Genomic DNA, 13,590 nt, shown 5'->3' with positions numbered 1-13,590 from the left:
CGGACTGCTTCTTTTGAAAAACTTTTAACCTTTTGAAGATTGTTTTTTTAGGTTTTATTCTTTTGTTCTTTTTTCCTGCGTAGGCAGATGCCCGTATTTTATTCTATAACATTTGGCCAGATAGGAGGGAGAAGCAAACCCTACTTTATAGCTAATTTCGTTGATGTTATTATTTCCTTGTTCGATTAATTGTTTGGCTTTTTCCAATCGTACATTTCTAATAAACTCATTGACCGAAACACCCGTTAATGTTTTTATTTTTCGATACAATTGACTTCGGCTCAAGAAGATTTTTGAGGACAATAACTCTACAGTCAGTTCTGGTTCACTAATGTTTTCATTGATAAAATGAAGAATTTTTTGAATGAATTCATTGTCCAGCGAAGTGGTTTTTTCTTTACCATCTTTTGTAATTCCGCTATAAAATTTCTTAAACATAATCTGCCTGCTTGTAATGAGCTGTGCCAGACTTGATTTTAGAATATCTAATTCAAAAGGTTTACTCAAATACATATCTGCACCAGAATCGATACCTTCTAATCGGTCTTTTACCATCGCTTTAGCCGATAACATTAATAAAGGAATGTGACTTGTTTTTAAGTCTCCTTTTATGTTTTTACACAATTGCAATCCGTCCATTACAGGCATGATGACATCGGTAATGATTAAATCCGGTAATTTTTGAACCGCAAGATCGTAACCTTTCTGACCATTTTCGGCTACCAGAACTTTATAGGTTTTACTCAGTTCCTGTTTTAAATAATTTCGTAGTTCAGGATTATCTTCTACAACCAAAACAGTGTGTGATTTTGCAGTTGAGGTGCTAGAATCTTCTATTTCCTGATCTATGAAATAATCTTCATCAGATTGATTATCAGGAGTGTCAAGCAGAAATTGATTTTTGTTTTTTTCTATTTTAAAAACCTCGTCAACGACTTCATTTTTCTTATAAAAAGATTTGCCTAACGGAAACGTTACCATAAATTGGGTGCCTTGTCCTACCTGACTTGAAACATCAATTTTGCCTTTATGAAGCTCGACAAACTCTTTTACAACCTCTAAACCAATACCTGTACTGCCGTAATAATCTTTATTGACATTGTTGACCTGATAAAATCGGTCAAAAATACGTTTCAAATCTTTTTTATGAATTCCTGAACCTGTATCGGTTATGGTTATCGAAAAGGATGGAACCCTCTCTCCATTAATTACCAGCAAGCTTTCTGTTTCTGATTTAGTTATAGCAATCGTGATAGAACCATTGTCTGGTGTAAATTTGAAAGCATTCGAAATAATATTAAAAATTATTTTTTCTAACATTTTAGGGTCCAGCCAATCTTCCAGTTCCTCTAATGTTGACTCAAAATGAATCGTAATATTTCGTGTAGCGGCTTCTTCATTAAAATAACTGATAATTTCTTCTGTAAAAGCGATCACCTCGATTTTTTTAGCCTGAAGAAATATTTTATTAAATTCTAATTTATTAAAATCCATCAGCTCATTGATAAGTCTGGAAAGCCTATCAGAACTTTTGTGTACGATTTTTAATTTATGATGCACTTCGGGAGATAATTTTTTACTTCTTAAAATATCTTCTAACGGATTGATAATTAGTGTTAAAGGTGTTCTGAATTCATGTGAAATATTAGTAAAAAACTGCAATTTCTTATTGTTTAATTTCTCTAACTGAATGGTTTTTTCTTTCTCTAAAAGGATCGCTTGCCTGGCTTTAAAACGATTCTGGTAAATTTTATTCAGATATATAATTAGGAAAACTAAAATAGCGGAATATAGTAAATAGGCCCAGATAGTTTTCCACCAGGGAGGCAGGATTTTTATTTTTAGTTCTAATTGATCATTACTCCAGGAGCCGTCTTCATTAGCCGATTTTACTTTAAAAACATAATTGCCCGGCGCCAGATTGGTGTAGGTGGCTGTTCTGTTATTTCCGGCATAATTCCAGTCTTTTTCGAAACCCTGAAGGTAATAGGCGTATTGATTTTTTTTAGAATAATTATAATTGATTCCAACATATTCAATCGTAAAAACCGATTGGGTATAGTTGAGCATAATTTCTTTAGTCTGAGAAATTACTTTGGTTAACGGCGATGCATCTTCATTGGGTTTTACAGAGCGATTGAATAATTTGAAATCACTAAAATACAAACGTGGTGCTTTTTCGGTTTTTTGGATTTCGTTTGGGTTAAAATAATTGACACCTTCGTAACTCCCAAAATACAAATCACCATTACCGTCTTTAAAGACCGCATTATTATTAAAATCGTTATCTACAAGCCCGTCATCTTTATTGAAATTGATGCTTTTTTTATTTTTTAAATCGAGTTTTGTTAATCCAGATCCGCCGCTAATCCATAAAGCACCATTGTTGTCCGCAATGATTGCACGAACTGATTTTTCTTCAAAATTTGGGAAATCGTCATAATTGGAAAACAGTTTGTTTTTTTTATTATAACTAAACAAGCCCTGAGCATCCGTTCCTATCCATATTGTTTTATCATTAGATTCATAAATCGATAAAATAGTTTGAATGCTGTTGTCCTTCGGGATGTTCCTGAACATGGCATCCCGCATTTTTGTGACTTTAAAAGCAGTATCATCTTTTAGATTTACCTGATACAATCCTAAAATAGTTCCTACCCACAAAATATCATCAGAGTCAACAAAAACCTTACGGATAAAAGCTTTATCCAAACTATTTTCTACAAAAGGTTTCGAGTCACAATGAATAAATGTATTACTCTTAGGATCAAAATAATGCAGCCCTTTTATAAAAGTTCCTATCCAGATTCGGCCTTTCGAATCTTCTGAAAAACTAAAAATCCGATTCGATTTTAATTCCGCTGTATTTCGGGTGTTGTAATTGATAAATCGGGTAATTCCATTTTTCAAAAAGTAGATGCCACGATCCCAGCTTCCTAACCAGATATTTTGTTTGCTATCAATTAGGATGGTCTGAATATCACCCGCATCGAGGCCAGAATAATAATTTTGATTGTTTTTATTTACGTGAATAAAACTTTTTGCGGCAAGATTATAAATATCCAGTCCACCGCCTTCAGTGCTTATCAGCAAATTGCCTTTTTTATCTTTTACGACAGAAGTTACATAACTGGTTTGTAAAGAATTATCATTATTAACGAGCGCTTCAAGCGAATTGAATTTGTTATTGGGTTTATCAAGTACGCCCAATCCTTTATTAAAATACCCTAACCATAAACGCTTTTCTTTATCTTCATATAAAGACCAAACCGAATTCGATTTTAAACTAAAATTATCGTACTTACTGTACAAATACTTTTTAAGCACTTGTCCTTTATAATTTACGACCAATAAGCCATCATTCTCGGTACCACAAATGATATAATCCAAGCTGCTTTGTACAATAGACAGGATTTTATTTTTGGTAATAAAATAATTTTCAAATTGGTAATTATCGGTTTCAGGTTTAATTTTTATCAGGCCGTTTTCAGTGGTTCCGAGCCATAAATACCCAAATTTATCTATAACAAGATTCTCAATATCATTCAATAAAGGTTCTCTTTTGAATTTATCTTTATAAACCTGCTTCACTTTTCCGTTCAAATCAAGTTCTAAAAGGCCATAATTTGTTCCAAAATAAATAGTACCCTGCTTATTTTTTACAGAACATTTAATTAGAAAATCGGGTCTGCTTAATAATTTTGATGGTACCAAAGAAACTTTCTGGGTTTTTATATTTAATTTGAATAACCCAAAACCATAAGCCCCAATGAATAAATTGCCGTTGTGATCCTGAATAATTGTTTTTACCGTTATAGGCTCGCGATATCCTTTCGTAATGGCATCTTCAATATTAATTTTTGTAAAATTATCAAGATCTCTATTGTACAGACACAAACCTTCATCTGTACCTACCCACAGATTATTATTAGAATCAATAAAAGTGGTAAAAATAAAGTTGCTGTTTACTGATCCTGGTTTTTTATCATATTGGTAGCCATAATAGTTTACACCATCGTACCGATACAAACCCGCACCGGTAGTTCCTATCCAAATAAAGCCATTTTTGTCCTGAATGATAGAGGAAACGGCTCTTTTTGAAGTGGTTTCCTGTATGCTTCTAAATTGATAGTTGTCAAATTTATTTTGAGAAAAAAGACAACTTACAAACACAAAATAGCATACAAGAATATATTTAATATTTTTCATGGAGATTTAAGGTCATTATTTATCAACGATGTCTGAAAATAATCTTTTGTTTTTGGATATAAAAAACAATATTACTAAAACTAAACAGAAAGCTTTGTTTTTCAGAACAAATTTTACTGTATTGCTAAAAAATAGGAGCTCGATTGATATTTTTTTAGGGATTAATCGTACCCGCAAATATACTTTTTGAGTTAGAAATTAGAATAGCAAATTTGAAGCATAAAGCAGGACAAATGATGTATTTGCTATAGAATGTTATTATAAAAACTACATTAATTAACCTCAATATTTAATTGTAGAATCTTTGAAACACAACTCTTGAATCTGAAATTTTATTTTGAATATTAAAATTTGCGCATAAAAAAAGTCCTAATTGTTATTAGGACTTTTTTTTAGTAAAAGCAGGATTTGAATTATAATATAAACCTATTTTAGTGTGCCAAAACTAAATTATCTGTTACTGCTTGAAGCGGTAATTTTTCCTAAGCGTAATCTGAAATCGGGTCTTTTAGAATCGAATATATCAACAAATGTTTCTTTGTTATCGCTTTTAGAATGTACATTAGAAAATAAAATGTTGCCATACCAGTGCTCTAAATCTTCTTCGTTTCTATTGCCATCTGTAACGATATTTGCGGTACATAAGTTGAAAAACATTTCCTCAAATTTTATTTTTTTAAGATTGGCATCATTAATTTCTGTTTTTTCGTCTATTATGACAGCAGGATTAAACCCGGAAACTACACTACGCTTCATTTCAAGAGATGCGTTTTCAGCAATGTAAACCGCTTCTTTAACTAAACCAGACTGAATATCAGCAGTAATGTTTTCGCTGTCATTTAGCAATGTAATATTGTCAGCTGTAACAAAAGTGTGTTTTTTAGTAAAATCTGTTTCATTTTTGTTTTCGTATGATTTTACTTCTAAGCAACGAGAACCATCTTTGTTACTGGATAAATAAGAAGATCTTACAGCCAATGAATTGTATAAACGACATTGAGCTCCCTGAGTAAATTTATAATCGTCGTTAATTGATTTATAGGAAACAAATTTAGTAGCATTTACATCTCCTCCATAAAAAGCAAATGAGTTACCACCACAATAGCTAACCATAATATTCTCTAGTATTGTCTGACTGCCAACACCTGCAATGGTTAAACCGTTGAAGGTATTTGTACCCTTAATGTTTTTTCCGGCAAATTCGATTCTTACAAATCTTAAAATACCAGAGTTTGAAGATGCATTCTCACCTCCGTAGGTGGTTAAGGTAGGGTCAAGATCTAAGTTATAAGAGCCAATATTTCCAAATTTATTAATAGGAGCTTCGCCAAGAAGGACAATACCTCCCCAGTCTCCCGCTTTTTTCATGCTGCGGTTTGAAGTAAATACAATTGGATCTGTTTCTAAACCGTCTGCAATAAGCTGTGCGCCTTTTGTAATAACCAGTGTTCCTTTTGTTTGGAAATCACCAATAATTAAAGTTCCCGGTTCGATCGTTAAAACAGCATTATTAGTTACATAAACGTTTCCCTGAAGAACATATACATTTTTTTTGAGCAGTTTGGTATTAACTGAAATGTTTCCTGCTAAAATTTGGTTAGGTTCTCCATATTCTACTTTATGAGGTTTAAATTCAGACCAGTTGCTCAACCAGTTTGTGTAACCAATGATTCCTTTTTCCTGTTGCGCATTCATACTTGTAACTGTTAAAAACACACAGATAATTTGGGTAATTTTTTTCATAACAAGGGGGATTTTATTCGTTTTAATTTTTGGTATTTTTTGAGAATTTTTAAAATTCTATTTGGTTTTTTTTTATATAAAACACTTATATTGATAGTGTTAGTACAAAATTTTAGGCATTTTATTCAATAGCTGGCTGTACCCGTTTCAAGTTAAGTTTCCTAAATAGTTGATAAAAGGATATACTTTTAAAAATTATCAAAGAAAAAAGCAGAGAATTCTGGGTTTAAAAAACGAAGCGTCTAGAAAAGCTGATAGAGGTGTAGATACGTATAACGTTGTATCTGATAAATGGATGGAATACCGTATATTAAGCGATTTTTAAAAATTTTAAAATCTACTAATTTAATTAGGTAAGGTGTATTTAAAGTCGTGCTTTCTGAAGTGGTAGCACGATATTTTATTTTCTTTTTAACTGTAAAAGGATCATCGTTTTCTTTAGCATCTGCTGAAGTTGATGAGGAAATAAGCTGAAGTTTAGAAGCTGTAAAGTTATTTTTAAAATTAAACTTCTTATGTTCACAAGTAGCTGTACTAAACTCTGCTTTGCTTATAAAAGCAAACAAGAGTAGTAAACTAACAACTATGAACTTTAGGTTTTTCATTTGTAAATAGGATAATTACAATTTATCTCGAAATAGGGCTTATTTTGATATGCTACAAATATAATCATTTTGAAAAAGTAATCCTTTCATAAAATTAAAAAAAGAGAAGAAATTAAAGTTTAAGTAAGTATTTGTCTGAAATTGAGGTTTTTACTGATGTTAACAAATTGCTAAACATTAAAAAAAGAGTCATAATAAAAGCTGTAGGGTATTATTCATCAAGTTGATTTAATACACATACAGCTTTTTTTTACGCTGATTGCACAAATCTTTTGTTTTAATCTATGTAATCAGCGGTTTATTTTAGGAACAGTTTTTAAGATTTATTTACCAAAATTAACTTAAAAAAAATAGTTTATTCTATCTCAATCATTTGAGAAACAAGATTACTTGTTGTTTCATTTTTTTCATCAGGCTGACTTCCTCCAATTGTGATTTTGACTTTACCTGAATGTTCTTTTAAATCTCCTTCGGCTGTAACCGATGACAAATCATCAGGGGTAAGGGTGAAGGTGATATTTTTGCTTTCGCCGGATTTTAAATTAATTCGTTCAAATCCTTTAAGGCTTTTTAGTGGCGCTTTTACAGCTGTGTTTTGATTTACGATATACAATTGGGCAACTTCTTCTCCTTCCGTTTTTCCTGTATTGGTGATTCGAACGGAAACTGGTACTGCTTCACCTTTCTTTATTTTGGAAGCTATTTTTAACTCATCATATTTAAAAGTTGTATAACTGAGTCCATACCCAAAACCATAAAGCGGACTGCCCTTAAAATAGCGATACGTTTTATTATCCATACTGTAATCAACAAAAGCAGCTAAATCCGAATCGCCTTTATAAAAAGTAACCGGCAATCTTCCGGCAGGATTATAATCGCCAAAAAGTATATCCGAGGCAGCCTCACCTGCGGCCTGACCTCCATACCACGCATTTAGTATAGCAGGAATGTTTTCGGCTTCCCAGGGAATGGCGATAGCACTACCGGTCATCATAACAAAGACCACTGGTTTTCCTGATTTTTTAAGCACTTTGAGTAGTTGGGTTTGTACTTCCGGAAGTAGGATAGAGGTACGGTCGCCACCTGAGAAGCCAGGATAATTTACAGGCATTTCTTCACCCTCAAGCTGCGGAGAAATTCCACCCACAAAAATAAAGGCATCGGCATCTTTGTTCTTATCGACAATTTTTTCAAAATCAGTTTTTTCAAAATTACCGGTATTAAGGACTACGTTTCCTTTTCCTTCTCCCTGCCAATATTCTAAAACTAATTTGTAAACCGAATTCTTTTTAGTATCTAATTTAAAGGTTTTTTCGCCCCATCTGTTTTTATCCCAGGCGTTTACGACTTCTTTTCCATTTATTAAAAAACGATATCCGTCGTCTGCACTGATTTCAAAGGTAATGGAGCCGTCCTGATCCGCTGTAAAGTCTGTCGTATAACGGGCAGAAAAATGATTGGCCTTAATCGTATTCACAACCACTTCGCCTTCCTGCCATACATTATTGATTTCCGATTCTGTTCTTACCGCTTCTGGCTTTCCTGATAGATTTTTATTGTTGAAGTACTCTGCTTTAAAACCCTGCTTTCCTTCATAACTATATTGATTTTTAAGATTTTGATACACCAGTAAAGTATCATTCGTAAAGTTGATCGCTTTTTCATAAACAATTTCAGTATTCGCACCTACTTTGTCTTTAATACCTTGTAAAACAGTTGTTAGCTTACTTGGAGTTCCGTTATAATTTCCTAAAATAGCTATGGCGTTGTCAGCATTAGGTCCAAGCACAACAATTTTCTTTAAATTTTTCTTTAACGGCAGTATGTTTTTATCATTTCTAAGCAGCACCATAGACTGTTGTGCCATTTTAAGGGCATGTGCCTTATGGTCTTCGCTTTCTAATACTGAAGAGGGAGTCTGTGCATATTTGACCATTTCTACAGGATCAAACATTCCTAATCTGAAACGAATCATAAAAAGTCTTTTTACCGAAATATCGATTTGATTTTCGCTGATTTTTCCGTTTTTTACAGCCTGAACCAAAGCTTTATAAGCATCTGTTCCACAGTCAATATCGGTACCGTGAAAAACAGCGTCTGCCGAAGCCGATTCTGCATCGGGATGTGTTTTATGGTTTTTAAAAAAATCATCGATAGCCCAACAGTCAGAGGTTACATAGCCTTCAAATTTCCATTGATTTCTTAAAATATCCGTCATCAGAATATCGCTGGCACAGCAGGGTTGTGTTCTAAAAGCATTATAAGCACACATTACACCGGCAACTTTAGACTCGGTTATTAATTTTTTAAAAGCAGGAAGATAGGTGTCCCAAAGTTCATAAGGCGTGACATCAACATCAAAAGTATGACGCAAAGATTCTGGCCCGCTGTGTACGGCATAATGCTTGGCGCAGGCTGCGGCTTTTAGGTATTTTGGGTCATCTCCCTGTAAACCTTTTACAAAATAATCTCCTAAAACAGCAGTAAGATAAGGATCTTCGCCATACGTTTCCTGGCCGCGTCCCCAACGAGGATCACGAAAAATATTAATATTCGGGGTCCAGTAGGTAAGGCCCAGATAACGTTCGTTTGTTCGGTTTAATTCGACTGCTTTATTGTATATAGCTCTTCCTTCCAGAGCAGAATAATCAGCCATTTTAAAAAGAGAATTTTTATCAAACGTAGCCGCCATTGCTATAGCCTGCGGATAAACTGTGGTTTTAAAGGGCGTTCTTGCTACTCCGTGTAAGGTTTCATTCCACCAGTCATAAGCCGGAATTCCAAGTCGGGGAATGGCAGGCGACGAATTCAGCATTTGTGCTACTTTTTCTTCCAGGGTAAGTTGCTTTACTAAATCATCGACCCGGGTTTCAAAACTCAGGCTGGTATCTTGAAAAGTATATTTTTTTGCTTGCTCCTGTGCAGTACCGTAAAATGAAATAAGAAGTAAGGTCTGAACGATAAAAATTTTGGTTTTCATGCGGTATATTTTTTTAAATGATAATTAAAATGTATAGTGCGGAAGAGCACGTTTGAAAATTTTCACAACCGATTGTGTAAAGAAATAAAAAAAATATTAATTCTGCATTTATTTTATTTAAAATTGTTTCAGAATATAAAAAAAGAGTTAATAATTTATAGTTTATTTGGTTTACTGTTTTTTGAATAAAATTATTCCAAAGAGGAATTATTATTTTTGTAAAAAAGGAATTGTATTAATAGTTATATTTACTGCCTATTTTAGTTTAAATCATGGAGGAGAATAAACATGTAACGATTTATGATATTGCCGAAAGACTAAATTTGGCCACATCAACCATATCCAGAGCTCTGAAAGACCATCACACTATAAGTGATAAAACAATAAAAAAAGTTAAAAAAACGGCCGAAGAAATGGGTTTTGTACCCAATACGCTGGCCGCAGGATTACGTGGTAATAAAACCAAAACGATTGGAGTATTGATTCCAACTGTGACGCAGCCTTTCTTATCTTCTTTGATTAGTGGTATTGAGATTACGGCTCAAAAATCTAATTATACGGTAATTATTATGCAATCGCATGATTCTTATGAGAAAGAGGTAGATATGGCGAAGTCGCTGTACAGCAATCGTGTAAGTGGTGTTATATGCTCGTTGGCGATGGAGACAAAAGATACATCGCATTTTAAGCAATTTTCGAATAACAATATTCCGCTTGTATTTGTTGACAGGGTGCCCAAAGATTACAATACTTTCAGGGTCGTTATCGATAATTTCTCGGCGGGTTATAAAGCAACAAAACACCTTATAGATCAGGGATGTAAGCGTATTGCACACCTAACAGCAGGATCGGAATACGGCAGTCTTTATAACGAAAGAAAAAGAGGCTACGTAGAGGCATTAAAAGATCACGATTTGGTTGTAGATGAAGATTTAATTATTAGCTTGGAATCGTTTACCTACGAAGAGGGAGTGAAGGCAAGCAATCAATTGTTTGATTTAAAAGATATTCCGGATGGTTTATTTGCGCCTGGAGATATTATTGCGGTAAGTGCTGTTCAGACGGCCAAAAAAAGAGGTATAAAAGTACCGGATGATTTTGCGGTGATCGGTTTTAATAATGACCCAATTTCGCAAATTATAGATCCTAATTTATCTACAATTACACATCCTGCTGAGAAAATGGGCAAAGCTTCGGCTGAAATAATCATCAAAAATTTAAAATCATTAAAAAATGAAGATGCCAAAGAAATTACTTTCTTAAATACAGAAGTACTAGTTCGGGAATCATCTGATAAAAATAAATTATAGTTTTAATTCTCTATTTTAAGATATATAGTTTATTCAGGCTGTCTGGCAATTATGTTGTCAGGCAGTTTTTTTTTGGTTTAAATAATAGCAGTTTTAGTATTAACCCGTTTGTTGGGTTGGGTGATTTTTTTTTAACACATAGAAACATAGCTTATCGAATTCAAAAAAGGCGTTTCACTTTCATTAAAACATCCCGATAGTTATCGGGACTATGTGTGAAGAAACGAGTTTCTTTTTGATTTACTTTTTCAAAATCATAAAATCTATGTTTTCTATGTGTTTAATTAAATTTTTATTCATTACAGCCAACGGATTAGTATTAATACTTTTTTCTTTTGTAAAAAAAATAGCATAACAAGTCTTCTTTTTTAATTTTTTTTCAAAAAAAGGAGCATAAAATTTTTTTCTTAAACTTCAATCTTATATTTTTACACAACCGATTGCGAAGCGCTCTATTTTTGTAATAATGTATTTTTTACAATATAATTTTGCTAAATACATTCATAATTGGGTAAAAACCTGTTTTCTAAATAAATGAAATTTAATAGTATTATCGATAAAATGGAAAGTAAAAAAAGATTTTTTTTAAAAGTAACGGCAGTATTTTTTTTAGTCTCATGGTCTTCGATAGCACAAAAGGATTATAAGTTATGGATGCAATATGATAAAATTTCAAATGCTGAAATCTTATCAAAGTACAAAGCTTCGGTTAATGGAATTGTTTCATTGGAAAACTCTGCAACTGCAAAAATTTCTTCGAATGAATTAGAAATGGCACTGAATGCGATGCTTGATTCTAAAATAGAAGTTAAATCAAAGATTGAAGCTGAAAATAGCATTATTATAGGATCAGAAAGTGTTTTGGATGCTGAAATTAGAACGCAATTGCAAAAAGATTTGACGCTTATTAATGAGGAAGGTTTTATTATTAAATCGATTTTATTTAAAAATAAAAAACAAATCGTCATCACCGGAAAGAAAGATATTGGTGTTTTGTATGGCGTTTACAGCTTTTTAAGATTAGTTCAGACGCACCAACCGATTGAGAATCTCAATATTGCAGATGCTCCAAAAACGAATATCAGAATTTTGAATCACTGGGATAATTTAGACCGAACGGTAGAACGCGGTTATGCCGGTTTTTCGTTATGGAATTGGCAAAAACTCCCAGATTTTATAGACCACCGCTATGTTGATTACGCCAGAGCTAATGCTTCGATAGGCATTAACGGAACAGTTTTGACAAATGTAAATGCAAATGCTTTGATCCTGACTCCGCAATATCTTGAAAAAGTGGAAGCTTTGGCTAATGTTTTCAGACCTTATGGCATAAAAGTGTATCTAACCGCCAGATTTTCTGCACCGATAGAAATAGGAGGTTTGAAAACCGCTGATCCAAAAGATGTAAGTGTAATGAATTGGTGGAAAGAAAAGGCAAAGGAAATTTATAAAAGAATACCTGATTTTGGAGGTTTTTTGGTAAAAGCCAATTCGGAAGGGCAGCCTGGACCTCAAAATTATGGCAGAGACCACGTTGATGGCGCCAATATGCTGGCCGATGCGGTAGCTCCTTTTGGCGGAATTGTGATGTGGAGAGCTTTTGTGTATTCCGAACATGATGCCAATGACAGAGCCAAGCAAGCCTATGCTGAGTTTGTGCCTTATGATGGAAAATTCAGGGAAAATGTGATCGTTCAGGTAAAAAACGGGGCAATCGATTTTCAACCCAGAGAACCTTTTCATCCTATGTTTGGGGCCATGCCAAAAACGCCTTTGATGATGGAGTTTCAGATCACGCAGGAATATTTAGGTTTTAGTACTCATTTGGTTTATTTACCAAAATTATTTCAGGAGGTTTTAGAATCGGATACGTATCAAAAAGGAAAAAATTCGTTGGTGGCGAAAGTGGTAGATGGCACTCTCGATAACCATAAATTAACCGGAATTGCGGGTGTTTCTAATATTGGAAATGACTTAAACTGGACCGGACATCCTTTTGCACAGGCCAATTGGTATGGCTTTGGGAGATTGGCTTGGAACCCGTATTTAGATTCCGGAGTTATTGCTGAGGAATGGATGAGAGCGACTTTTTCAAATGATGAAAAATTTATAAATCCAGTAAAAGAAATGATGCTGAAATCGCGTGAAGCGGTGGTTAATTATATGACTCCCTTAGGATTGCATCATATTATGGATACCGGGCATCATTACGGTCCAGGACCCTGGGTGAGTAATTTATCCAGACCAGAATGGAATCCCGTTTATTATCATAAAGCAGATAAAAACGGAATCGGGTTTGACCGTTCTAAAAAGGGTACTGATGCGGTTGGGCAATATGCACCAACTGTTGCCAATATTTTTGATAATCTGAAGACTTGCCCTGAAAAAGATTTATTATGGTTTCATCATGTTCCTTGGAATTACAAACTTCAAAACGGGCAAACACTCTGGAACGGTCTGGCACTTAAATATCAGGAAGGTGTCGATCAGGTAAAAGAGATGCAAACTACCTGGAAAAATGTAAAACAATATGTTGATCCAGAAAGATTTGATGAAGTAGAGATGTTACTGAACATTCAGTATAAAGAAGCTAAATGGTGGCGTGATGCGTGTTTGTTATATTTTCAGCAGTTTTCAGGAAAAGAATTACCTGACGGAGTTGAAAAACCGACACAATCATTAGACTATTTCAAATCATTACAATTTCCTTTTGCCCCGGGGAATTAATAAATTATTAAATAAA

At 33.7% G+C, this 13,590-nt stretch carries 6 protein-coding genes; 2 read left to right on the top strand and 4 right to left on the bottom strand.

The features are described 5' to 3' along the window. Positions 1-54 precede the first annotated feature (54 nt). The 4 genes from GON26_RS02125 to GON26_RS02110 all read right to left on the bottom strand — a co-directional run bounded on the left by GON26_RS02125 (position 55) and on the right by GON26_RS02110 (position 9,537). Positions 55-4,209: a hybrid sensor histidine kinase/response regulator gene (locus GON26_RS02125; RefSeq protein ID WP_160373061.1), complete on the bottom strand. Its 4,155-nt coding sequence runs from the start codon at positions 4,207-4,209 to the stop codon at positions 55-57. Between the two features lie 450 nt (positions 4,210-4,659). Then, positions 4,660-5,952: a hypothetical protein gene (locus GON26_RS02120; protein ID WP_160373060.1), complete on the bottom strand. Its 1,293-nt coding sequence runs from the start codon at positions 5,950-5,952 to the stop codon at positions 4,660-4,662. A 242-nt stretch (positions 5,953-6,194) separates the two neighbouring features. Beyond that, entirely contained in the window at positions 6,195-6,557 is a 363-nt protein-coding gene (locus GON26_RS02115) for a hypothetical protein (RefSeq protein WP_160373059.1), read from the bottom strand. Positions 6,558-6,912: 355 nt separating this feature from the next. Further along, on the bottom strand, positions 6,913-9,537 hold the full coding sequence (locus GON26_RS02110; RefSeq protein WP_160373058.1) for a glycoside hydrolase family 3 protein: 2,625 nt from the start codon (positions 9,535-9,537) through the stop codon (positions 6,913-6,915). A gap of 272 nt (positions 9,538-9,809) precedes the next feature. Here GON26_RS02110 and GON26_RS02105 point away from each other — a divergent pair, with 272 nt between their 5' ends. Beyond that, positions 9,810-10,847, top strand: a complete 1,038-nt coding sequence (locus GON26_RS02105) for a LacI family DNA-binding transcriptional regulator (protein ID WP_160373057.1) — start codon at positions 9,810-9,812, stop codon at positions 10,845-10,847. Positions 10,848-11,501: 654 nt separating this feature from the next. Beyond that, positions 11,502-13,574, top strand: a complete 2,073-nt coding sequence (locus GON26_RS02100) for an alpha-glucuronidase family glycosyl hydrolase (RefSeq protein ID WP_449404276.1) — start codon at positions 11,502-11,504, stop codon at positions 13,572-13,574. The last annotated feature ends 16 nt before the right edge of the window (positions 13,575-13,590 follow it).

Source organism: Flavobacterium hydrocarbonoxydans (assembly GCF_009789235.1).
Lineage (GTDB): Bacteria > Bacteroidota > Bacteroidia > Flavobacteriales > Flavobacteriaceae > Flavobacterium > Flavobacterium hydrocarbonoxydans.
The sequence above is the reverse complement of the archived record's forward strand: the minus strand, read 5'-3'. Positions and strand labels throughout refer to the sequence as shown.